Below are 21,632 nucleotides of genomic sequence, written 5' to 3'. Positions count from 1 at the left end.
CCCCCGGAGCACCGGCCCGGCCGCCGCCGGAGCCGGGCCGGCCGCCGCCGGCGCTGGACCCCCCTCGCGAGGGGCGCTGGGGGCGGCCGCCACCGGCGGCGCCACGGTTCTTCGGCGGGGTCATGCGCGACCCTGCTCTGCGATCTCGTCGAGCACGTCGACCTCCGGGAGGTAGGGAGCCAGGGCCGGGAGCTCGTCGATCGAGCCGAGGCCGAGGCGCTGAAGGAAGTAGTCGGTGGTGCCGTAGAGGACGGCGCCGGAGTCGCCCTCGGCGCTGAGCTCCTCGATGAGGCCCCGGTTGAGCAGAGTGCGTACGACGCCGTCGACGTTCACGCCACGGACGGCGCTGACGCGGGAGCGGGAGATCGGCTGCCGGTAGGCGATGACGGCCAGCGTCTCGAGCGAGGCCTGGGTCAGCTTGGCCTGCTGGCCGTCGAGCAGGAACTTCTCGACGACCGGCGCGTAGTCGCTGCGGCTGTACACGCGCCAGCCACCCGCCACGCTGCGCAGGGTGAACCCGCGCTGCTGATCGGCATACTCGCGCTCGAGGCCGTGGAGGTGCTCGCGCACGTCGTCGACGGGCAGCTCGAGCGCGGAGGCCAGGGCGACCTCGGTGACGGGCTCGTCGACGACCATGAGGACGGCCTCGATCGCCGACCGCGCACCGCCCGGGAAGTCGTTGACGTCGAAGGCGATCTGCTCCTCGACCACCGGCTCCTGGGCCACCGGCTGCTCGACGGCAGGCTCGGGCTGCTGCTCACTCATGCTCGGCGCTCTCCTGCGTCGTCTGGTCGGGCCGCTCGTCGGCGTCGCCCTCGTCGAACTCGTCGCTCACGTCGATGTCCCCCTCGTCGGTGCCGGTCCAGCGCACCGTCAGCTCCCCCAGGGCCTCGGCCTGCTCGAAGGCGATCGCGGCCTCGCGGAACAGCTCGAGCAGCGCGAGGAAGCGCGCCACGATGACCAGCGTGCTGTCGGCGTCGGCGACCAGCGCGCGGAACGAGCACACCCGCTCCGACCGCAGCCGGCTGCCGATGATGCCTGCCTGCTCCCGCACGCTGACCTGCGGCGCGTGCAGGTGGTCCAGGCCCACCGACGGCGCCACCTTCGGCGTCATCGCCTTGGCCGCGATCATCGCGAGCTGCTCGGGCGTGATGCCCATGACCAGCTCGGGCAGGAGCTTGGCGAACTGCGGCTCGAGCCCGGCCTGGCGCGGCGTCATCCGCCCGGCGGTCGCCATCCGGTCGGCGAAGGTGAAGGCGATGTCCTTGAACGCGCGGTACTGCAGCAGCCGGGCGAACAGCAGGTCCCGCGCCTCGATGAGCGCGAGGTCCTCCTCGTCCTGCGGGCCGGTCTGCGGCAGCAGCCGCGAGGCCTTGAGGTCGAGCAGCGTCGCGGCGATGAGCAGGAACTCCGAGGCCTGCGACAGGTCCCAGTCCCGGTCGGCCTCGCGAGCCGCCTTGATGTGGGCGATGAACTCGTCGGTCACCTTCGCCAGCGCGATCTCGGTGATGTCGAGCTTGTGCTTGCTGATCAGGCCGAGCAGCAGGTCGAACGGGCCGGAGAACACGTCGAGGTGCACCTCGAACGGCGTGACGGCGCCCCGCCGGGTGATGACGCCTCCCGGCGTGATCTGGTCCTGCTCAGGGGTGGGGGCCTGCTCCTCGGCCGCCGCCACCGGCTCCTGGGTCACCGCGGTCAGGCCGCACCGCCCCGAGCGATGAGCTCGCGGGCGAGCTGGCGGTAGGCCGCGGCCGCGCCGTGGGTGGAGGCGTAGGACGTGATCGGCTCGGCCGCCAGGGTGGCGTCGGGGAACTTCACGGTGCGGCTGATGACCGTGTGGAACACCTGGTCGCCGAAGTGGTCGACGACGCTGCGCACGACCTCCTTGGAGTGCAGGGTCCGCGAGTCGAACATCGTCGCGAGGATGCCGTCGACCTGCAGGCGGGGGTTGAGCCGGTCGGTGATCTTGTCGATCGTCTCCACGAGCAGGGCGACGCCGCGCATGGCGAAGAACTCGCACTCGAGCGGGATCACCACGCCGTGGGCGGCGGTGAGGGCGTTGACGGTCAGCAGGCCGAGCGAGGGCTGGCAGTCGATGAGGATGACGTCGTAGTCGTCCATGACCGGGCGGAGCACCCGGGCCAGGATCTGCTCGCGCGCCACCTCGCCGACGAGCTGGACCTCGGCGGCCGACAGGTCGATGTTCGCCGGGATGACGTCGAGGTTCTCGGTCGCCGTCTCCTGGATGACCTCGCGCACGTCGTGGCCGCGCTCGATGAGCAGGTTGTAGATCGTCACGTCGAGCTCGTTGGCGCGCACGCCGAGGCCGACGGACAGCGCCCCCTGCGGGTCGAAGTCGACGAGCAGCACCCGGCGCCCGACCTCGGCGAGGGCTGCTCCGAGGTTGATCGTGGTGGTCGTCTTGCCGACGCCACCCTTCTGGTTGCACATGGCGATGATGCGGGCCGGGCCGTGTCCGTCGAGCTCCGGAGGCTCGGGGAAGTCGGGCATCGGGCGGCCGGTGGGGCCGATCTGGCCCGCGGCCGCGGCCTCGATGCCGGGGAGCCGGCCGTCGGCCGACGGGGAGGTGTGGGGGGCCGCCTCGGGTGACGGCGACGGCTGGTGGTGCGTCGTGGTCGCCTCAGGGTCCACAGGCGTTTCACTCCCGGTGAGGTTGCGTTCGTCGGTCAGCCTCTCGCTGATCGCCCCGACCCTATCAGCGGGTATGCCGCGAACCGTGGTCACGGCGCCGACGGGCCACCGTCGCGTCGGGCGGGGTCACCGGGCGCGCGGGTGCGCCTGGGCGTAGACCTCGCGCAGCCGTTGCACCGTGACGAGCGTGTAGATCTGGGTCGTGGTGACCGAGGCGTGGCCCAGCAGCTCCTGCACGACCCGCACGTCCGCCCCGCCGTCGAGCAGGTGCGTCGCGAACGAGTGGCGCAGGGTGTGCGGCGACAGGTGCCCGGAGAGGTCGGCCCGCTCGGCGGCGGCGCGGATCACCGCCCACGCCGACTGCCGCGAGAGGCGGTTGCCCCGCTGGTTGAGGAACGCGGCAGCGGTCCCCCTCCCCTGCGTCGCCAGCGCCGGCCGCCCGCGGACGAGGTACGCCTCCAGCGCCTGCGCGGCATACGAGCCGAGGGGGACGATGCGCTCCTTGCGCCCCTTGCCGAACAGCCGGACGACGCCCTCGTCGGTGTCGATGTCGTCGACGTCGAGCCCGACGGCCTCGCTGATGCGCGCGCCGGCGCCGTACAGCACCTCGAGCAGGGCCCGGTCGCGCAGCGCCACGGGGGTGTCACCCACGCCGGCGGCGGCGAGCAGCCGCTCGACCTCCTCGACCGTGATGGCCTTGGGCAGCCGGGCGGGCGGCGTCGGCGGGCTGACGGCGGCCGTCGGGTCGGTCGCGACGTCGCCCTCGAGCGCCAGGAACCGGTGGAAGCCACGGACCGCGACCAGCGTGCGGGCGGCCGACGACGCCGCCAGCGGCGGGTGCCCCTCGCTCCCCTCGCGCAGCGAGGCGAGGAAGTCGGTGACGTGCCCCTCGCGCACGTCCCCGGGCTCCGCGACCCCCCTGGCCTGCAGGTATGCCGTCCAGCGGGCCAGGTCGCGCCGGTAGGACGAGAGCGTGTGCGGGCTCGCGCCACGCTCCACCTCGAGGTGGTCCAGCCAGCCCCGCACGGCCCGTTCGAGCGCGCTGGGAGGTGGCACGGATGGGAGTGTAGGCGGCATGAAGCTCTACGCAGACCTGCCCGGCCGCCGCACGGCGCAGATCCTCGCCGACGTGGGCATCTTCGCCTGGGTGTGCACCTGGGCCTGGGTGGGGCGGTTCGTCCACGACTCGACGATGGAGCTCGCGGCCCCGGGCCGCCGGCTGCAGAGCGCCGGCAGCGGTTTCCGCCAGCAGATGACCAGCGCCGGCGACACGGTGCGCGACGTGCCGCTGGTCGGCGACCGGATCGCCGCGCCCTTCCGGCAGGCGAGCGGGGCGGGGACGACGATCGAGCAGGCCGGCTCGGACCTGGTCGACGCGGTGACGCAGCTGGCGAACATCCTCGGGTGGGTGACCGCGCTCGTCCCGATCCTCGTGGTGGGCCTCGCCTGGGCGCTCCTGCGCGGGCGCTTCGTGCGCCGGGCGAGCGCCGCCCAGCGGTTCATCGACAGCGCCGCCGACCTCGACCTGTTCGCGCTCCGGGCGATGGCGACCCAGCCGATGCGCAAGATCGCCGCGATCTCCGACGACCCGACCGGCGCGTGGCGGCGCGGCGAGGAGGCGACCATCCGCGCGCTGGCGCTGCTCGAGCTCGAGGACAGCGGCCTGCGGCCGCCCCCCTCAGCGGGTGGGCAGGCGGCCTGACGCCTCGGTGAGGTCGCGCAGCCGGCGCGCGAGGTCCGGGGTCAGGGCGCCGGGCTCCATCCGCCAGCGCCAGCCGCCCTCGATGCCGGGGGCGTTCATCCGTGCCTCGGACCCGAGCGACAGGACGTCCTGGGCCTGCATGACGGCGAGCCCGCAGGGCGCCGCGAGCGCCAGCTCGATCAGCGCCCACGACGGCTCCTCGTCGATCCCGGCGTGGGTCCCCGCCTGCCGGCACGCGTCCCGCGCCATCCGACGGCGCTCCTCGGGCAGGGCGGCCCACCAGCCGCAGACCGTGTCGTTGTCGTGGGTGCCGGTGTAGACGACCTGGTTGGTGCCGAGCCGCTCAGGGTCGTGGACGTTGTCGGCGTACGCCGGCTCGAACGCGAACTGCAGCACCGCCATCCCCGGGTAGCCGAGCGCCCGGCGCAGGTCGACGACGGGCTGGTCGATGTCGCCGAGGTCCTCCGCCAGGACCGGCAGCGTCCCGAGCTCGGCCGTGGCGGCGTCGAAGACCTCACGCCCCGGGCCGGGCTCCCAGCGGCCGCCCAGCGCCGTCTCCGCGCCTGCCGGCACCGCCCAGTAGGCCGCGAAGCCGCGGAAGTGGTCGACGCGCACGACGTCGAACAGCGCGAAGGTGCGGCGCATCCGCTCGACCCACCACCGGTACCCGTCCTCGCGCAGCACGTCCCAGCGGTACAGCGGGTTGCCCCACAGCTGGCCGGTCGCGGCATACGCGTCCGGCGGCACGCCCGCCACGGCGTCGGTGCGGAAGAACTCCGGCCAGGCGCGCTCGTCGGCACCGTCCGGCGCCACGTAGATCGGCACGTCACCCATGAGGCGCACCCCGCGCTCGGCGGCATAGGCCCGCAGCGCGGTCCACTCCCGGCCGAACCGGACCTGGTCGTCGAGGTCGCCGCCGTAGTCGGTCCACGAGCGCATCCAGTACGCCTGCTGCTCGGCGAAGGCACGTGCCTCGTCGGGGTCGACGGGCGCGTCGGGGTGCTCGAGCAGCGCCGGCGAGGCGGCGAACGCGGACGGCGACTTGTACGGCGAGCCGTACCGGTCGGGCACCGAGACCGGCAGCACCTGCCAGAGCGTCTGCCCAGCGTCGGCGAGCCAGTCGACGAACCGGCGCGCCTCGTCGCCGAGGCGGCCGCCCGGCAGCGAGGTGACGTGGCACTGGACGCCGCTGGACCGCGGGTCGGTGACCGGGCTGGCCGTCATTCGGCTACTCCTGGGGTCGGTCCTCGGCGCCCGCGTCGGCGGTGCGCAGGACGCGCGGGTGCAGGTCCTCCGCAGGAGGGTTCCACGCCGCGGCGTCGGCGTCGACCTGGGTCCCCGAACGGATGTCCTTCACCTGGTCGCCACCGCCGTCGGCCGCCCCCGGGAACCAGACGAACGGGATCCCGCGCCGCTCGGCATACCGGATCTGCTTGCCGAACTTCGCGGGCTTGGGCGCGACCTCGCAGGCGATGCCCCGCGCCCGCAGCGCGGTGGCCACGGCCTGGGAGGCGCCGCGGGACTCCTCGTCGGTGACGGCGACGAGCACGGCGGCAGGCGTGGACCGCGTCGCCGTGACGAGCCCCTGCGACAGCAGCAGGCCCAAGAGACGCGAGACGCCGATCGAGATGCCGACGCCGGGGTAGGTCGTCTTCCCGTCCGAGGCGAGCGAGTCGTACCGGCCGCCGGAGCAGAACGAGCCCCACGACTCGTAGCCCTCGAGCTGCGTCTCGTAGACGGTGCCGGTGTAGTAGTCGAGCCCGCGGGCGATCTTCAGCTCGGCCACCAGCGCGCCCGGCGCGTTCTGCATGCCCGTGCGGATCACGGCCGCCAGCGCCTCGAGGCCCTCGTCGAGCGTGGGGTGCTCCACCCCGAGGTCACGCACCCGCTCGACGAAGGACAGGTCCTCGGTGCGGATCGACGCCAGCGCGAGGCACTGGTCGGCCTGCACGGGCGTGCGACCCGCCTCGACGAGGGCCTCCCTGACCTTGGTGGGGCCGATCTTGTCGAGCTTGTCGACGATGCGCAGGGTCTGCTGGATCTCGGTGACGTCGTCCGCGCCTATCCCGATTCCGCGGTAGAAGCCCTCGGGGATCTTGCGGTTGTTGACCTGGATGACCATGCGCCCGATCGGCAGCCTGCGGAACACCTCGGCCACGACGAGCGGCATCTCGGCCTCGAAGTGCGGCGCCAGCTCGCCGACGTCGACCACGTCGATGTCGGCCTGGGTGAACTCGCGGTAGCGCCCCTCCTGCGGCCGCTCGCCCCGCCACACCTTCTGGATCTGGTGGCGGCGGAACGGGAACGCGAGGTGCCCGGCGTTCTCGAGCACGTAGCGCGCGAACGGGACGGTGAGGTCGAAGTGCAGCCCGAGCTCGGCGTCGGCGACCGCGGCAGGGTCCTCGGCGTTGGCCAGCCGGCGGATGCCGTAGATCTCCTTGTCGGTGTCGCCACCCTTGCCGAGGAGCCGCTCGACGGGCTCGACCGCGCGGGTCTCGATCGAGGGGAACCCGTGCAGCTCGAAGGTCTCGCGGATGACGTCGAGGAAGTGCTGCTCGACGATGCGCTGGGCCGGGAGGTACTCGGGGAATCCGCTGATCGGGGAGATCTTCACGTCACAAGCCTTGCAGATAGGGGTTGGTCGCCCGCTCGCGGTCCATCGTGGTCGCGGGTCCGTGGCCGGGGAGGACGAGCGCGGTGTCGGGCAGCGGCAGCACGACCTCGCGCAGGGAGCGCTGCATGGCGGCGTCGCTGCCGCCGGGCAGGTCGGTGCGCCCGATCGACCCCGCGAAGAGCACGTCACCGGTCAGGACGGTCGAGCGGACGTCCACCTGGTCGGCCACGCCGTCCGGCACCGTCGGCACACCGAACAGCACGGAGCCCTCGGTGTGGCCCGGCGCGTGGACGACGTCGACCGTGAGCCCGGCCAGCTCGAGCGTCTGCCCGCCGGTCACCTCGACGACCCGCTCGGGCTCGCGCCACGTGGCGCGCGCGCCGAACTGCTGCTCCACCATGGCGAGGAGGGGCGCGCTGATGTGCGCGAGCGGGTCCTCCAGCCGGTAGCGGTCGTCGCTGTGGACGTATGCCGCCGTGTCGCCGCCGCACACCGGCGTCACCGAGTAGACGTGGTCGAGGTGGCCGTGGGTCAGGAGCACCGCGGCCGGGCGCAGGCGGTGCTCGCGCAGGACCTCGCGCAGGGTGTCCTCGATGCCGATGCCGGGGTCGACGACGAGGCACTCCTCGCCCGGCCCGGTGGCGAGGACGTAGCAGTTGGCGTCGATGACCCTGCCGGGGAAGGCGAACGTGAGCACGGCCTGCAGCCTAGCCAGAGGGCCTCCTGCCTAGACTGACGCGCGTGACCAGAGAGCAGGAGCGGGCCCGCGCACGCCGACGGGCCGAGAAGTTGGACGCCAAGATCGCCGCACGGGAACGCGAGGCCGCCCGCAACCGCCAGGTCGCGTGGGTGGTGGCCGCCGTCCTCGTCGTCGTCGCGGCCTTCGTCCTGCTGGCCGGGAAGCTGTCCGGGGACAAGCCCACGACGCCGGCCGCTGCGCCCTCCTCGTCCTCCTCGGCGCCGTCGGCCTCGGCCACCACCGCCGCGGTCCCGGGCTGCACGCCTCCCCCGAAGGCGCCCACCAGCATCAAGAAGGAGAAGCTGCCGGACAAGAAGACCGCGGCCGGCAAGACCTACACGGCGGTGGTCACGACCAACTGCGGCACCATCACCTTCCAGCTCGACGGGTCCAAGGCACCCCAGACGGTGGCCTCGTTCGTCTCCCTCGCCAAGGACGGCTACTTCGCCGACTCCCCCTGCCACCGCGTGACCACCTCGGGCATCTACGTCCTGCAGTGCGGCGACCCGCTCGGCGGCACCGGCTCCGGCCCCGGCTACTCGTTCGGGCTCGAGAACACGCCCAAGGACGGCAAGTACCCGAAGGGCACCCTGGCCATGGCGCGCACCAACGACCCCAACTCGAATGCCGACCAGTTCTTCATCGTCTACAAGGACACCGACCTCAGCAGCGTCCCCGCCGGCTACTCCGTCTTCGGCACGGTCACGTCCGGAATGGATATTGTCGAGAAGATCGCCGCAGCAGGTGCGGCGGGCGGCACCGGTGACGGCGCCCCCAACGCACCCATCAGCATCCTCAAGGTTGCTGTGACCGAGAAGAAGGCCTGACGTGACCGAGCAGACGCCCAAGCCCACCCCGCCGAAGCCGGGCCCGCCCTCGCCCGCGGCCGTGCGCAAGGTCGCCCACCCGCCTGCCCCCGCCCTGACCCCCGCGGCACCGAGCGGCCCGCCGGCCGAGTCGTTCGGGCGCGTCGCCGAGGACGGGACGGTGTTCGTGCGGACGCCTGACGGGGAGCGTGAGGTCGGCGCCTACCCGGGTGCCACGCCCGAGGAGGCGCTGCACTACTTCGCGCGCAAGTACGACGAGCTCTACGCCTCGGCCGACCTGCTGCACCAGCGGGTGACCACGACCGACCTGTCGGGCAAGGACGGCGCCGAGGGTCTGGCCAAGCTGCGCGAGCACTGCGCCGAGGCGAACGTCGTCGGCGACCTCGCAGCGCTGGACGCCAAGATCGCCGAGATCGAGCACGCCGTCACCGCGCGTCGCGAGACCGAGGCCGCCGAGCGGTCCGCCGCCCGCGCCGCCGCCGCGACCGAGCGCGAGGCGATCGTCGCCGAGGCCGAGAAGATCGCCGCCCAGCCCGAGAGCAAGGTGCAGTGGAAGGCCAGCGGGGCACGGATGCGCGAGCTCCTCGAGGAGTGGAAGAAGCACCAGCGCTCCGGCGCCCGCCTCGACCGCGAGACCGAGGGCGCCCTGTGGCAGCGGTTCTCCGCCGCCCGGAACAGCTTCGACAAGGCCCGCCGCGTGCACTTCGCCCAGCTCGAGGGCAGCCAGGCCGAGGCCAAGGCCGCCAAGGAGGCCCTCGTCGCCGAGGCCGAGGCCATGACCACGAGCACCGACTGGGGCTCCACCGCCGGGGCGTACAAGCGGCTCATGGACCGCTGGCGCCAGGCCGGACGGGCCTCCCGCGCCGACGACGACGCCCTGTGGGAGCGGTTCAAGGCCGCCCAGGACGCGTTCTTCGCCGCCAAGGACGCGGTCGCCGCGCAGGAGGACGAGGAGTACCGCGCCAACCTGGCGGTCAAGGAGGAGCTGCTCAAGGAGGCCGAGGCGATCCTGCCCGTCACCGACCTCGACGCCGCCAAGGCCGCGCTGCGGGCCGTCCAGGACAAGTGGGACGCCGCGGGCCGGGTCCCCCGAGCCGACGTGGACCGGATGGAGAAGGGCATGCGCCGCGTCGAGCAGGCCGTGCGCGACGCCGACGACAAGCGCTGGAACCAGACCAACCCCGAGGTCGCCGCACGCGCCCAGAGCATGGTCGACCAGCTCGAGGCCTCCGTGGCGTCGCTCCGGGCGGACCTGGAGAAGGCCCAGGCGTCCGGCAACGAGCGCAAGGTCAAGGACGCGCAGGCCAAGCTCGAGGCGCAGGAGCAGTGGCTGGCCCAGGCCCGCGGCAACCTCGACGAGTTCTCCGGCTGACCGGGGTCCCGTGTACGCGCCGGCGTTCAACCGGGTCGACGACGAGGACGCCGCCCGCCTGATGGTCGCGCGGGCCGGCGCGGGCGAGCTCGTGACGGTCGGCGCGGACGGCTACCCGGTGGCGACGCTGCTGCCGGTGCTGTGGCGCGGCGACCGGGTCCTGGGGCACCTGGCGCGGGCCAACCCGCACTGGCGGCAGATCGGGACGGACTCCCCCGGGCTGCTCGTCGTCGAGGGTCCTCAGGCCTACGTGTCGCCGGGCTGGTACGCCTCGAAGGCCGAGCACGGGCGGGTGGTCCCGACGTGGAACTACACGACGGTGCACCTCACCGGGCGAGTGCGGGTGCACGACGACGTGGGATGCCTGCGCGACCTCGTCACCGCCCTGACCGAGGAGCACGAGCACGCCCGGGCGCGCCCCTGGGCGGTCTCCGACGCGCCCGAGGCGTACGTCGACGGGCAGCTGCGGGGCATCGTGGCGGTCGAGCTGGTGGTGGAGCGGGTCGAGGCGAAGGCCAAGCTGAGCCAGAACCGCTCCGAGCAGGACCGGGCGGGGGTCGTCGAGGGCCTCCGGGCCGAGGGCACCCCCGGGGCCACGCAGGTGGCCGACCTCATGCAGTCCGACCTGGACGGCTGACGAGGTGGTCGACACAGCGGCTGCCGCTCTGCTCGGGGCCGCGGGCCTGCACGCCGGCTTCCAGCTGACCGTCACCACCCTCGTCTATCCGGCAGCCCTGCTCAGCCTGCGCCCCTGACGACACGGCAGTTGCTGACGTGAAACGGCAGTTCTGGACCGCCGTTTCACGCACGCAACTGCCGTTTTGCGCGGGGGGTGGGTGGCAGGCCGTATGCCGTAGGGCGGCGCGCGGTGGCGCGGTCAGGCCTTGGCGGCCGTCGCCTTGGTGCCGGTGATCCGGTAGACGTCGAACACGCCGTCGATCTTCCGGACGGCCTTCATCACGTGCTCGAGGTGGCTCGGGTCGCCCATCTCGAAGGTGAACTTGCTGATCGCCACCCGGTCGCGTGAGGTCTGCACGGACGCCGACAGGATGTTGACGTGCTGGTCCGACAGCACCCGCGTCACGTCGGACAGCAGCCGGTTGCGGTCGAGTGCCTCGACCTGGAGTTGGACGAGGAAGACCGACGCCGACGACGGCGCCCACTCGACCTCGATCATCCGGTCGGGCTGCGACAGCAGCGACTCGGCGTTGGTGCAGTCGGTACGGTGCACCGAGACGCCGTTGCCCCGGGTGATGAAGCCCATGATGGGGTCGCCCGGCACCGGGGTGCAGCAGCGCGCGAGCTTGACCCACACGTCCGCCGTCCCGACCACGACCACGCCCGGGTCGCCCGAGCGGCGGCGCATGGAGCGCGTCGGCGTGGTGGCCTCGGCGAGGTCCTCCGAGGCACCCTCCTCGCCGCCGAGCGAGGCGACGAGCCGGCCCACGACGTGCTGGGCGGACACGTGCCCCTCGCCCACCGCGGCATATAGGGCGTCGATGTCCTGGTAGCGCAGCTCGGACGCGAGCCCGGTGAGGGTCTCCACGGTGAGCAGGCGCTGCAGCGGCAGGCCCTCCTTGCGCATCGCCTTGGCGATCGCGTCCTTGCCGTTCTCGATGGCCTCCTCGCGCCGCTCCTTGGAGAACCACTGCTTGATCTTGTTGCGGGCGCGCGGGCTCTTGACGAACGTCAGCCAGTCCCGCGACGGGCCGGCGCCGTCGGCCTTCGAGGTGAGCACCTCGACCACGTCGCCGTTCTCGAGGGTGGACTCCAGCGGTACGAGCCGGCCGTTGACCCGGCCGCCGATGCAGTGGTGGCCGACCTCGGTGTGGACGGCGTAGGCGAAGTCGACCGGCGTCGAGCCGGCCGGCAGCGCCACGACCTCGCCCTTGGGCGTGAAGACGTAGACCTCGCGGGCGTTGATCTCGAACCGCAGCGAGTCGAGGAACTCCCCCGGGTCGGAGGTCTCCTTCTGCCAGTCGAGCAGCTGGCGCAGCCACGCCATGTCGCTGATCGGGCCGGTCTCGCCGTCCTTGGTGGCCGCGGCCGAGGCGGTCGCGTCCTCCTTGTACTTCCAGTGCGCGGCGACGCCGTACTCGGCGCGGCGGTGCATGGTGTGGGTGCGGATCTGGATCTCGACCGGCTTGCCCTCGGGCCCGATCACCGTCGTGTGCAGCGACTGGTACATGTTGAACTTCGGCATGGCGATGTAGTCCTTGAACCGCCCGGGCAGGGGGTTCCACCGCGCGTGCAGCGCACCCAGCGCCGCGTAGCAGTCGCGCACCGAGTCGACGAGCACGCGCACCGCCACGAGGTCGTAGATGTCCTCGAAGTCGCGGCCGCGCACGATCATCTTCTGGTACACGGAGTAGTAGTGCTTGGGCCGGCCGGTGACCGTCGCCTTGATCTTGGCGGCCTTGAGGTCGGCGCTGACCTGCTCACGCACCCCGGCCAGGAACTCCTCGCGGGCGGGGGCGCGCTCGGCGACCAGCCGGACGATCTCGTCGTACACCTTGGGGTAGAGGGTCGCGAACGACAGGTCCTCGAGCTCCCACTTGATGGTGTTCATGCCGAGCCGGTGGGCCAGCGGGGCGTAGATCTCGAGCGTCTCGCGCGCCTTGCGCTGCGCCGACTCGACCGAGACGTACCGCCACGTGCGCGCGTTGTGCAGCCGGTCGGCGAGCTTGATGACCAGGACGCGGATGTCCTTGGCCATGGCGACGACCATCTTGCGGACGGTCTCGGCCTGGGCCGCGTCGCCGTAGGTCACCTTGTCGAGCTTGGTGACGCCGTCGACGAGCATCGCGACCTCGTGGCCGAAGTCCTTCTCGAGCTGGTCGAGGCCGTATGCCGTGTCCTCGACCGTGTCGTGCAGCAGCGCCGCGGCCAGCGTGGCCGGGGTCATGCCGAGCTCGGCGAGGATCGTGGTGACCGCGAGGGGGTGGGTGATGTACGCGTCGCCGGACTTGCGCTTCTGGCCCCGGTGGGCCTCCTCGGCGACGACGTACGCGCGCTGGATGACGGTGAGGTCGGCCTTGGGGTGGGTGGCCCGGACCGTCTGCAGCAGCGGCTCGAGGACGGGGTTCGCCGGGGCCCCGCGGGCGCCGAAGCGCGCCAGCCGGGCGCGGACCCGGCTCGCGGAGGACGCACCCGTGGGCACGGGCCCGGTGACGACGTCCTCAGTCATGACAAGAGCCTACGTGATCCGGCGACGGCGCCGGCGCGGGTCCGGTCGTCTCAGTCCCCCGTGACGACGACCGTCGTGTGGACCTCACGCCCGGCCAGCCGCTCGCGGCCCTCGAGGAAGGTCAGCTCGACGAGGGTCTCGAACGCCACCACCGTGGCGCCGACCTGCTCGACGAGGCGGCAGGCGGCCTCGGCGGTCCCGCCGGTGGCCAGCACGTCGTCGACGACGAGCACCCGGGCACCGGGCTCGAAGCCGTCCTCGTGGACCTCGATGGTCGCGTTGCCGTACTCCAGCGCGTAGGACAACGACACCGTGGCGCCGGGCAGCTTGCCCGCCTTGCGGATCGGGACGAACCCGAGGCCGAGCTCGTGGGCCAGGGCCGCCCCGAAGATGAAGCCGCGCGCCTCGACGCCCGCGACGACGTCGACGCGCGCGGCATACCGCTGCGCCATGTCGCGCACGACGTCCCCGAACAGCGCACCGTCCGCGAGCACCGGCGTGACGTCCTTGAACACCACCCCCGGCTCGGGGAAGTCAGGGATGTCCCGCAGGGCGCCGTCGACCCGCTCGGCGAGGGTGGTGACGGACTCGTCGGTCGTCATCGGGTGGCTCCGTCCCGGCTCAGCGGCGCGACTTGGGCGCGCGCCGCGGCTGGTTGCGCGGACCCGAGGTGGCGTACCGGTGCGTCTCGCGGGCGACCGCGGCGCGCGGGGCGGCCGGGACGCCCTCGCGGTCGGGCTCCTCGCCCTCGACGCCGTCCGTCGGCTCCGGCGCCTCGTGGGCGTGGGGCGCGACGTCGTGCGAGGTCGGCGCGCCGTGGCGCTGCTGGTAGCGCAGGGCGGCCTTCTCGAGCTGCTGCACCTCCGGCTCCTTGGCGCGCAGGGTGACGAGCAGCGGGGTCGCGATGAAGATCGAGGAGTAGGCGCCGACGGCCATGCCGATGAAGAGCACCAGCGACAGGTCGAGCAGGGTGCCCGGCCCGATCGTCAGGGAGCCGACGACGAGGACCGCCAGGGTCGGCAGCAGGGCGACGACCGTGGTGTTGATCGAGCGGACCACCGTCTGGTTGACGGCGAGGTTCGCCGCCTGGGCGTACGTGACGCGCTTGCCGGCGAACGCCTCCCCGGTGTTCTCGCGCACCTTGTCGAACACGACGACCGTGTCGTACAGCGAGTAGCCGAGGACGGTGAGGAAACCGATCATGGTCGCCGGCGACACCTCGAACCCGGTGAGGGCGTAGATGCCGACCGTGATGACCATGTCGTGCAACAGGGCGACGAGGGCCGACAGCGCCATCTTCCAGGTGCGGAAGTAGATCGCCATGACGAGCATCGTCAGCGCGAGGAACACGATGAGCGCCCGGAGCGCCTGGCCGCTCAGCGAGGCACCCCACGACGGCCCGATGAAGCTCGCGCTCACCTTGTCGGTGGGGACGCTGAACTCCTTGGCCAGGGCGTCACGGACGTTGGCCGACTGGGTGTCGTTCAGCTGCTCGGTCTGCACCCGGACGGTGCTGCTGCCGAGCTTGGTGACGTTGGCGTCCTGGGCCGAGTTCACGGACCGGACGGCGTCCTTGGCCCGGGTCTCGTAGTTGGAGATGCCGGCCGGCGAAGCAGCCACCCGGAACTCCGAGCCGCCGGTGAACTCCAGGCCCAGGTTGAGCCGGAAGACGAGCAGGCCGACGAGCGCGATGACCATGACCACGCCGGAGGCGAGGTACCAGCGGCGACGGTTCTCGATGAACCGGACCGACCGCTTGCCGGTGTAGAGGTCGTTGCCGAACCGGGCGAAGTTGATCATCGGGCGCTCCCCTGGGTCGCGGTGGCGGCGGGTGCGGCGAACCGCCCCCGCCCCACGTAGCGCGGCGTCACCTTGGCACCGAGGCGCTCGGGGCTGAGGCCGGACCACTTGTGGCCGCCGCCGAAGAACTTCGTCTCGGCGAGGATCCCCACCACCGGGTGGGTGAACAGGAAGACGACGAGGACGTCGAGCAGCGTGGTGAGGCCGAGGGTGAAGGCGAAGCCGCGCACCCCGGAGGAGGCCAGGAAGTACAGCACCACGGCCGCGAGGAAGTTGACGCCGTCGGCGACCAGGATGGTCCGGCGGGCACGCCGCCACCCGGTCTCGACCGCCGCACGCAGCGGCCGGCCCTCGCGGACCTCGTCACGGACCCGCTCGAAGTAGACGATGAAGGAGTCGGCCGTCACGCCGATCGCCACCACCAGGCCGGTCACGCCGGCCATGTCGAGCCGGTAGTTCTGCGACCAGCCGAGGATCGTGATGAGCAGGTAGGTCAGCAGCCCCGCGATCGCGATGCTCGCGACGGTGACGAGGCCGAGCGCGCGGTACTGGAACAGCGAGTAGACCGCGACGAGGAGCAGGCCGACGAGACCGGCGAGCAGGCCCATGGTGAGCTGCTCGGAGCCCAGGGTCGGGCTGATCTGCTCACGCGTCTGCAGCGTGAACGAGATCGGCAGCGCGCCGAACTTCAGCTGGTTCGCCAGGGCACGGGCGCTCTCGATGGTGAAGTTGCCGGTGATGCTCGCCTGGCCGTTGAGGATCGCCTCGTTGAAGGAGGGGGCGACGATCGAGCGGTTGTCGAGGACGGCCGCCATGCGGTTGCGCGGCGACTCCAGGCCGACCATGCGCTTGCTCGCCTCGCCGTAGGCCTTGGCGCCGGCCGACTTGAACGACAGCTGGATCTCGACCGTGCTCGACGGCTGGCCGTTGGACAGCGGGCGGTAGCCGGCGGCGGCCTTGTCGATCTGGTTCCCGTCGACGATGACCGGGCCGAGGATGAACTTCTCGACGCCGTCGTCGCTGCAGGTGACCAGCGGCTTCTTCGGGTCGTTGACGATGTTGTCGAGCACGCCCGGCTTGGAGCAGTCGAGCGCCTGGAACTGCTGCTGCAGCTCGGGGGTGACCCACGCCAGGTCGTTGGGGTTCGTCGGGGTGGCGCCGGTGGTCGCGGTGCCGGTCGGGGTCGCGGCCCCCGTCGTGGCGGTCGCCGCGCCGGTGGTCGCCGACGGCGTGGGTGGCGGGGTGGTGGCCTGCAGGAACGAGCCGGGCAGGGCGCTCTTGGCCGTCGTGGTGGCCGCGCCGGACGCCGTCGGGACGGGTGCGGTGGCCGTGCCGGTGGCGGTACCGGTCGGCGAGCCCGTCGCGGTGCCGGTACCGGTGCCCGTCGGTGCCGGCTGGTTGGTGCCCGGTCCGGAGACCAGCACGCCGCGGAACTGCATCTGCGAGGACCGGCGGATCGCGTCCTCGTCCTGCCGCGAGGGCTCACCCGGCATGGACACGACGATGTCGTTGCCGCGCGTGGTCACCTCGGCGCCGGAGACGCCGTTGGAGTCGATGCGCTGGACGATGATCCCGCGGGCCTGGTCGAGCTGCTCGCTGGAGACCGTCTGGTTGCCGACCAGCTTGGGCTGGAGCACCATCTCGGTGCCGCCCTCGAGGTCCAGTCCCAGCTTGGGCGTCCAGCTGGCGGTGCCCCAGGTGTTCGCGCTGAACAGCAGCGCGCCGAGGCCCACCGCGATCGCGGCCAGCCAGGCCAGGACCTTCAGGGGCTTGCGGGTGTACGGGTTGAGTGCCACGGGCTGGTTACCCCTAGTCGGTGGTGCTGGGCGCGTCGGTGGGCGAGGTGCCCCCGGCGGACGGGGTGCCGTCCGTGGGGGGCGCGGTCGTCCTGGTGCCGATCGCACGCCGGTCGAAGCGGACGGTGACCCCCGGGCTGACCTCGAGGGTGACGACGGTGTCGTCGAGCGCAGTGATGCGGCCGAACAGGCCGGACGTCGTGGAGACCTCGTCGCCCACGGACAGCCCCGCCTGCAGGTTCTGCGTCTCCCGCTGGCGGCGCCGCTGGCTGAACACCATGAAGACGATCAGCGCGACCGGCAGGAGGAAGATGAGCAGGCTGGACGCGGACGAGCCGCCGTTCGACATGGAGAGGTCCTTCGGGCAGGGTGCTTGGACGCGCCGGGCTGGGCGACCGCCCGAGTGTAGGTGACACCGGGCATACCGACCAACGTGGCCCGCGGGGGTCGCGTTCCAATCGTGACCTACCCGTGGGGTGTGCCGGAAGCACCTCCACGGCGGCTTCAGCCGCCGAACCGGCCCTCGCCCTCGAGCGGCAACGGCACCTGCACGTCGGCTCCCGCGGGGGGTGTGAGGCCGAGGTGCGCCCAGGCCAGCGCCGTCGCGGCCCGGCCCCGGGGCGTACGCGTCACGAGCCCCTCGCGCACGAGGAAGGGCTCGGCGACGGTCTCGACCGTGTCAGCCTCCTCCCCCACGGCCACGGCCAGGGTGGACAGGCCCACGGGACCTCCGGCGAAGCGCCGGCACAGGGCGTCGAGCACGGCCCGGTCGAGCCGGTCGAGGCCGCGGTCGTCGACGTCGAACAGCGCCAGGGCCGCGTGTGCGGCTACCTCGTCGACCACGTCCCGCCCGTGCACCTGGGCCCAGTCGCGCACTCGGCGCAGCAGCCGGTTGGCGATGCGGGGCGTGCCGCGGGAGCGCCGGGAGATCTCGAGGATGCCGGCCTCGTCCGCGCTCACGTCGAGCAGGCGGGCCGAGCGGTGCAGGATCCTCACCAGGTCCTCGGTCGCGTAGAAGTCGAGGTGGCCGGTGAAGCCGAAGCGGTCGCGCAGCGGGGCCGGCAGCAGGCCCGCGCGGGTCGTCGCCCCCACGACGGTGAACGGCGGCAGCTCGAGCGGGATGGCCGTCGCCCCCGGGCCCTTCCCCACCACGACGTCGACCCGGAAGTCCTCCATGGCCAGGTAGAGCATCTCCTCGGCCGAGCGGGACATGCGGTGGATCTCGTCGAGGAAGAGCACCTCACCCTCGGACAGGGAGGACAGCACGGCGGCGAGGTCGCCGGCGTGCTGGATCGCCGGCCCGCTGGTGATGCGGATCGGCCGCTCGAGCTCGGTGCCGATGAGCATGGCGAGGGTCGTCTTGCCGAGCCCCGGCGGCCCGGAGAGCAGGACGTGGTCGGGCGCGCTCCCCCGGCGACGCGCCGCCTCCAGCACGAGCGAGAGCTGGTCGCGCACGCGCGACTGCCCGGAGAACTCGCTCAGCCGGCGGGGACGCAGGGCGTTCTCGACGGTGCGCTCGTCGGCGTCGCTGCCGGGGTCGACGACGCGGGCGGTCGCGTCGACCGACCGGTCCTCGTACATCTCGGAGGAGAAGCCGTCGGCCACCGCGCTCACCGGCCCAGCTCGCGCAGCGCGGCGCGGAGCATCGCCGAGACGTCGGGAGTGGCGCCGGGCGCCGTGCCCTCGGCACCATCAGCGACCCGGGCGACCGCGTCCTCGGCCTGCCTTGCGGTCCAGCCCAGCCCGGTCAGGGCCTCGGTGACCTGCTCGCGCCACGGCGCCACGGCCGGGGCGACGGGTCCGCTGGCCGCGGCCGCGGTCGCCGACGGGAGGCCGATCTTGTCGCGCAGCTCCAGCACCATGCGCTCGGCGCCCTTCTTGCCGATGCCGGGGACCTTGGTGAGCGCGGCGACGTCGCCGCCGGCGATGGCGGCGCGCAGGCGGTCGGGGGGCATGACGGACAGCATCGCCAGGGCCAGCCGGGGCCCGACGCCGGACACGGTCTGCACCTGCTCGAAGACGTCGCGCTCGTCGTCGGTCGCGAAGCCGTACAGCGTGAGGCTGTCCTCGCGCACCACGAGGGTGGTGGCGAGCGTGGCCTCCTGCCCCCGGTGGACGGAGGCGGCCGTGGCCGGAGTGGTGTGCAGCAGCATCCCCACCCCGCCGACCTCGACGACGACGCGGTCGAGCCCGGCGTGCAGCACCGGCCCGCGGACGGAGGCGATCACGACGACACCGCCTTGAGGCGGGCGCGCTCGGACGCAGCGGCGAGGGCGAGCCGGCGGTCCCCGGCGCCGCGCCAGTGGTGGCAGATCGCCAGGGCGAGGGCGTCGGCGGCGTCCGCCGGCTTGGGGGCGACCTCGAGGGCGAGGATCCGCGTGACCATGGTGGTGACCTGTGCCTTGTCGGCGCGGCCCTGGCCGGTGACGGCGGCCTTGACCTCGCTGGGGGTGTGGGTGACGAGCGGCAGGCCTCGGCGTGCCGCCGCCAGGAGCACCAGGCCGGACGCCTGGGCGGTGGTCATGACGGTCGGGACGTGGTCGGCGGCGAAGACGCGCTCGAGCGCGATGGCGTCCGGCTCGAACCGGTCGAGCCAGGCGTCGAGCTGGTCCTGCAGGTAGACGAGCCGCTCCCCCGTGTCGCTGCCCCCCGGCGTGCGCACGACGCCCACGGCGACCATGGACAGGCGTCCGCCGCGGCTCCCGTCGACGACGCCGAGGCCGCACCGGGTGAGCCCGGGGTCGACACCGAGCACGCGCACGTCAGTCCCTTCCGTCCGAACAGGTGTTCGGTCGAACGCTACACACGACGGCGCCCGCTCCCCCGCAGTGACACGCGAGGGGCGGGCGCCGGTGTCCGGGGTCCTAGTCCTCGTCCTCGAGCTGGGCCAGGACGTCGTCCGGGATGTCGCCGTTGGCGAAGACGTCCTGCACGTCGTCGGAGTCCTCCAGCGCCTCGATGACGCGGATCATCTTCCGGGCACCCTCGAGGTCGAGCGGCACCTGCAGGTTCGGGACCCACGAGGCCTCGGCGGAGTCGTACTCCACGCCCGCCTCCTGCAGCGCGGTGCGCACGGCGACGACGTCGGTCGCCTCGCTCACGATCTCCCAGGTGTCGCCGTTGTCGTTGACCTCGTCGGCGCCGGCGTCCAGGACGATCTCGAGGATGTCGTCCTCGCCCTGGCCCTCGGTCTTGGGGACGATGACGACGCCCTTGCGGTCGAAGACGTAGGCGACCGAGCCCGGGTCGGCGAGCTGGCCGCCGTTGCGGGTCAGGGCGGTCCGGACCTCGGCGGCCGCACGGTTGCGGTTGTCGGTGAGGCACTCGATGAGCACCGCCACGCCGCCGGGGGCGTAGCCCTCGTACGTGATGTTCTCCCAGTCGGCGCCGCCGGCGGTCGCGCCGCTGCCGCGCTTGACCGCGTTGTCGATGTTGTTGTTCGGGACCGAGGACTTCTTCGCCTTCTGGATGGCGTCGTAGAGCGTCGGGTTGCCCGCGGGGTCACCACCCTGGCGCGCGGCGACCTCGATGTTCTTGATGAGCTTGGCGAAGAGCTTGCCGCGCTTGGCGTCGATGGCAGCCTTCTTGTGCTTCGTGGTGGCCCATTTGCTGTGGCCGCTCATGCGTTGCCTCTCACGATCTCGACGAACAACTGGTGGAACCGGTGGTCACCGGTCACTTCCGGGTGGAAGGAGGTGGCCAGCAGGGCCCCCTGACGAACGGCGACGATCCTACCTGCGGCGGGACCCTCCTCGACGTGGGCCAGCACGTCCACGGCGTCGCCGACCTGCTCCACCCAGGGAGCGCGGATGAAGACCGCCCGCATGGGGGCACCGCCGATCGCGTGGATGTGCAGGTCCTCCTCGAAGGAGTCGACCTGGCGGCCGAAGGCGTTGCGCCGCACCGTCATGTCGATGCCCCCCAGGGTCTGCTGGTCGGGGCGGGCGTCGGCGATGCGGTCGGCGAGCATGATCATCCCCGCGCAGGAGCCGTATGCCGGCATACCGCCGGCGATGCGGGCGCGCAGCGGGTCGTACAGGTCGAACGCGCGGACGAGCTTGTCCATCGTCGTGGACTCGCCGCCGGGCAGCACGAGGCCGTCCACCGCCTCGAGCTCGACGGTGCGCCGGACGGGGACGGCACGGGCACCGGCGTCCTCGAGGGCGCGCAGGTGCTCGCGGACGTCGCCCTGGACGGCCAGGACACCGATCGTGGGCTGCGTGGTCACGGCGGGAATGCTACGACCGCCCTCCTAGGCTGGACCCCGTGCCCCTCCCCGACGTGCCGCAGCCCGGCTCCGTGCGCATCCGCGCGCGCACCCCCGAAGACCTCCCCGCCCTCGCCCGCGTGCTCGCGGCCCAGCAGCCGCACACGGGCTACCCGCAGCGGTGGCCGCTGCCCTGGCCGGTCGAGTCGTTCCTACAGCGCCAGGGCGAGCTCGGCGCGTGGGTGGCCACCCTCCGCGGCGCCGACGTGCCGGTGGGGCACGTCTCGGTGACCGAGGTGGGCGGTGACGGTCCCGAGGTCGACGGCTGGGTCGCCGGGACGGGACGGCCGGTGGAGGACCTGGCCGCCGTGTCGGTGCTCTTCGTCGACCACGAGGTCTCGGGGCTCGGCGTGGGCCGGGCGCTGCTGGAGGCTTCCGTCGCCTTCATCCGAGCCGGCGGTCGGGTGCCTGTGCTCGACGTCGTGCAGGAGACCGAGCGCGCAGTACGGCTCTACGAGCGCTCGGGGTGGCGCGTGGTCGGCGAGGCGCGCCCGTCGTGGCTGCCCGACACCCACCGGCCCGTGCTGCTCATGGCCCTGCCGGAGGAGGCCTAGAGCGGGGGGGCGGCGGGGGGGGCGCCCCCGCCCCGGGGCCCCACCCCCCCGCGGGCCCGCGGGGGGGCGGGGGGGGGGCGTGGCCCTGGGTGGCGACCCAGGGCACCCCCACCCCCCCCGCG

Annotated in this window: 22 protein-coding genes; 5 read left to right on the top strand and 17 right to left on the bottom strand. The window is 72.8% G+C overall.

All coding sequences use genetic code 11. The annotated features are described in order from the left end of the window. Positions 1-120: 120 nt before the first annotated feature. The 4 genes from scpB to xerD form a co-directional block, all read right to left on the bottom strand. A complete protein-coding gene (gene scpB, locus ACFUC1_RS15365; protein ID WP_379121275.1) occupies positions 121-765 on the bottom strand; it encodes an SMC-Scp complex subunit ScpB in 645 nt (214 codons plus the stop codon). After that, positions 758-1,690: a segregation and condensation protein A gene (locus ACFUC1_RS15360; RefSeq protein ID WP_379121273.1), complete on the bottom strand. Its 933-nt coding sequence runs from the start codon at positions 1,688-1,690 to the stop codon at positions 758-760. The genes scpB and ACFUC1_RS15360 overlap by 8 nt, the downstream gene beginning before the upstream one ends. 5 nt (positions 1,691-1,695) lie before the next feature. Next, entirely contained in the window at positions 1,696-2,703 is a 1,008-nt protein-coding gene (locus ACFUC1_RS15355; RefSeq protein WP_379121280.1) for a ParA family protein, read from the bottom strand. A 75-nt stretch (positions 2,704-2,778) separates the two neighbouring features. Continuing rightward, positions 2,779-3,729, bottom strand: coding sequence for a site-specific tyrosine recombinase XerD (xerD, locus tag ACFUC1_RS15350; protein WP_379121271.1), 951 nt, complete (start codon positions 3,727-3,729; stop codon positions 2,779-2,781). Here xerD and ACFUC1_RS15345 point away from each other — a divergent pair. Then, complete coding sequence (locus ACFUC1_RS15345) at positions 3,728-4,354, top strand: hypothetical protein (RefSeq protein ID WP_379121269.1); 627 nt, start codon at positions 3,728-3,730, stop codon at positions 4,352-4,354. The genes xerD and ACFUC1_RS15345 overlap by 2 nt on opposite strands. On the opposite strand, the gene ACFUC1_RS15340 is transcribed toward ACFUC1_RS15345, so the two are convergent. From ACFUC1_RS15340 to ACFUC1_RS15330, 3 genes are read right to left on the bottom strand one after another with little or no spacing between them, the layout of a single operon-like run. After that, entirely contained in the window at positions 4,331-5,578 is a 1,248-nt protein-coding gene (locus ACFUC1_RS15340) for a 4-alpha-glucanotransferase (protein ID WP_379121267.1), read from the bottom strand. The genes ACFUC1_RS15345 and ACFUC1_RS15340 overlap by 24 nt on opposite strands. Before the next feature lie 4 nt (positions 5,579-5,582). Next, positions 5,583-6,968, bottom strand: coding sequence for a histidine--tRNA ligase (gene hisS, locus ACFUC1_RS15335; RefSeq protein WP_379121265.1), 1,386 nt, complete (start codon positions 6,966-6,968; stop codon positions 5,583-5,585). 1 nt (position 6,969) lies between these two features. Continuing rightward, the gene (locus ACFUC1_RS15330; RefSeq protein ID WP_379121263.1) at positions 6,970-7,665 is read right to left on the bottom strand and encodes an MBL fold metallo-hydrolase; all 696 of its coding nucleotides are present in this window, start codon (positions 7,663-7,665) and stop codon (positions 6,970-6,972) included. Between the two features lie 44 nt (positions 7,666-7,709). Here ACFUC1_RS15330 and ACFUC1_RS15325 point away from each other — a divergent pair, with 44 nt between their 5' ends. Genes ACFUC1_RS15325 through ACFUC1_RS15315 form a run of 3 tightly spaced genes read left to right on the top strand, consistent with a single transcriptional unit; the run spans position 7,710 to position 10,543 of the window. Next, positions 7,710-8,534, top strand: a complete 825-nt coding sequence (locus tag ACFUC1_RS15325; RefSeq protein ID WP_379121262.1) for a peptidylprolyl isomerase — start codon at positions 7,710-7,712, stop codon at positions 8,532-8,534. A 1-nt stretch (position 8,535) separates the two neighbouring features. Next, complete coding sequence (locus ACFUC1_RS15320; protein ID WP_379121261.1) at positions 8,536-9,906, top strand: DUF349 domain-containing protein; 1,371 nt, start codon at positions 8,536-8,538, stop codon at positions 9,904-9,906. Between the two features lie 10 nt (positions 9,907-9,916). Next, positions 9,917-10,543 carry an FMN-binding negative transcriptional regulator gene (locus ACFUC1_RS15315; RefSeq protein ID WP_379121259.1) on the top strand — a complete coding sequence of 209 codons (627 nt, stop codon included), beginning with the start codon at positions 9,917-9,919 and terminating at the stop codon, positions 10,541-10,543. A 240-nt stretch (positions 10,544-10,783) separates the two neighbouring features. On the opposite strand, the gene ACFUC1_RS15310 is transcribed toward ACFUC1_RS15315, so the two are convergent. The 10 genes from ACFUC1_RS15310 to pdxT all read right to left on the bottom strand — a co-directional run bounded on the left by ACFUC1_RS15310 (position 10,784) and on the right by pdxT (position 20,917). After that, positions 10,784-13,093 carry a RelA/SpoT family protein gene (locus tag ACFUC1_RS15310; RefSeq protein ID WP_379121256.1) on the bottom strand — a complete coding sequence of 770 codons (2,310 nt, stop codon included), beginning with the start codon at positions 13,091-13,093 and terminating at the stop codon, positions 10,784-10,786. A 50-nt stretch (positions 13,094-13,143) separates the two neighbouring features. Continuing rightward, complete coding sequence (locus tag ACFUC1_RS15305; protein WP_379121254.1) at positions 13,144-13,695, bottom strand: adenine phosphoribosyltransferase; 552 nt, start codon at positions 13,693-13,695, stop codon at positions 13,144-13,146. 19 nt (positions 13,696-13,714) lie between these two features. Then, positions 13,715-14,893, bottom strand: a complete 1,179-nt coding sequence (gene secF, locus ACFUC1_RS15300) for a protein translocase subunit SecF (RefSeq protein ID WP_379121252.1) — start codon at positions 14,891-14,893, stop codon at positions 13,715-13,717. After that, complete coding sequence (secD, locus tag ACFUC1_RS15295; RefSeq protein WP_379121250.1) at positions 14,890-16,689, bottom strand: protein translocase subunit SecD; 1,800 nt, start codon at positions 16,687-16,689, stop codon at positions 14,890-14,892. The genes secF and secD overlap by 4 nt, the downstream gene beginning before the upstream one ends. 13 nt (positions 16,690-16,702) lie before the next feature. Continuing rightward, a complete protein-coding gene (gene yajC, locus ACFUC1_RS15290; RefSeq protein ID WP_379121248.1) occupies positions 16,703-17,038 on the bottom strand; it encodes a preprotein translocase subunit YajC in 336 nt (111 codons plus the stop codon). Between the two features lie 155 nt (positions 17,039-17,193). Continuing rightward, positions 17,194-18,270 (bottom strand): Holliday junction branch migration DNA helicase RuvB, encoded by a 1,077-nt coding sequence (gene ruvB / locus ACFUC1_RS15285; protein WP_379121277.1) that lies wholly within the window; start codon positions 18,268-18,270, stop codon positions 17,194-17,196. A 29-nt stretch (positions 18,271-18,299) separates the two neighbouring features. Continuing rightward, entirely contained in the window at positions 18,300-18,917 is a 618-nt protein-coding gene (gene ruvA, locus ACFUC1_RS15280; RefSeq protein WP_379121246.1) for a Holliday junction branch migration protein RuvA, read from the bottom strand. Continuing rightward, positions 18,914-19,450: a crossover junction endodeoxyribonuclease RuvC gene (gene ruvC, locus ACFUC1_RS15275; protein WP_316008749.1), complete on the bottom strand. Its 537-nt coding sequence runs from the start codon at positions 19,448-19,450 to the stop codon at positions 18,914-18,916. Before ruvC ends, ruvA begins: the two co-directional genes overlap by 4 nt. 103 nt (positions 19,451-19,553) lie before the next feature. Further along, positions 19,554-20,312 carry a YebC/PmpR family DNA-binding transcriptional regulator gene (locus ACFUC1_RS15270; protein WP_379121244.1) on the bottom strand — a complete coding sequence of 253 codons (759 nt, stop codon included), beginning with the start codon at positions 20,310-20,312 and terminating at the stop codon, positions 19,554-19,556. After that, complete coding sequence (gene pdxT, locus ACFUC1_RS15265; RefSeq protein ID WP_379121242.1) at positions 20,309-20,917, bottom strand: pyridoxal 5'-phosphate synthase glutaminase subunit PdxT; 609 nt, start codon at positions 20,915-20,917, stop codon at positions 20,309-20,311. Before pdxT ends, ACFUC1_RS15270 begins: the two co-directional genes overlap by 4 nt. Positions 20,918-20,955: 38 nt before the next feature. On the opposite strand from pdxT, the gene ACFUC1_RS15260 reads away from it, so the two are divergent. Continuing rightward, on the top strand, positions 20,956-21,510 hold the full coding sequence (locus ACFUC1_RS15260; RefSeq protein ID WP_379121240.1) for a GNAT family N-acetyltransferase: 555 nt from the start codon (positions 20,956-20,958) through the stop codon (positions 21,508-21,510). Positions 21,511-21,632 lie beyond the last annotated feature (122 nt).

The organism is Pedococcus sp. NPDC057267, from assembly GCF_042668795.1.
Lineage (GTDB): Bacteria > Actinomycetota > Actinomycetes > Actinomycetales > Dermatophilaceae > Pedococcus.
The sequence above is the reverse complement of the archived record's forward strand: the minus strand, read 5'-3'. Positions and strand labels throughout refer to the sequence as shown.

Excerpts from the sequence above, each read along its gene's own strand:
- scpB (WP_379121275.1), bottom strand. The coding sequence starts at position 765 with ATGAGTGAGCAGCAGCCCGAGCCTGCCGTCGAGCAGCCGGTGGCCCAG.
- ACFUC1_RS15345 (WP_379121269.1), top strand. The coding sequence starts at position 3,728 with ATGAAGCTCTACGCAGACCTGCCCGGCCGCCGCACGGCGCAGATCCTC.
- xerD (WP_379121271.1), bottom strand. The coding sequence starts at position 3,729 with ATGCCGCCTACACTCCCATCCGTGCCACCTCCCAGCGCGCTCGAACGG.
- ACFUC1_RS15340 (WP_379121267.1), bottom strand. The coding sequence starts at position 5,578 with ATGACGGCCAGCCCGGTCACCGACCCGCGGTCCAGCGGCGTCCAGTGC.
- ACFUC1_RS15310 (WP_379121256.1), bottom strand. The coding sequence starts at position 13,093 with ATGACTGAGGACGTCGTCACCGGGCCCGTGCCCACGGGTGCGTCCTCC.
- ACFUC1_RS15305 (WP_379121254.1), bottom strand. The coding sequence starts at position 13,695 with ATGACGACCGACGAGTCCGTCACCACCCTCGCCGAGCGGGTCGACGGC.
- secF (WP_379121252.1), bottom strand. The coding sequence starts at position 14,893 with ATGATCAACTTCGCCCGGTTCGGCAACGACCTCTACACCGGCAAGCGG.
- yajC (WP_379121248.1), bottom strand. The coding sequence starts at position 17,038 with ATGTCGAACGGCGGCTCGTCCGCGTCCAGCCTGCTCATCTTCCTCCTG.
- ruvB (WP_379121277.1), bottom strand. The coding sequence starts at position 18,270 with ATGTACGAGGACCGGTCGGTCGACGCGACCGCCCGCGTCGTCGACCCC.
- ACFUC1_RS15270 (WP_379121244.1), bottom strand. The coding sequence starts at position 20,312 with ATGAGCGGCCACAGCAAATGGGCCACCACGAAGCACAAGAAGGCTGCC.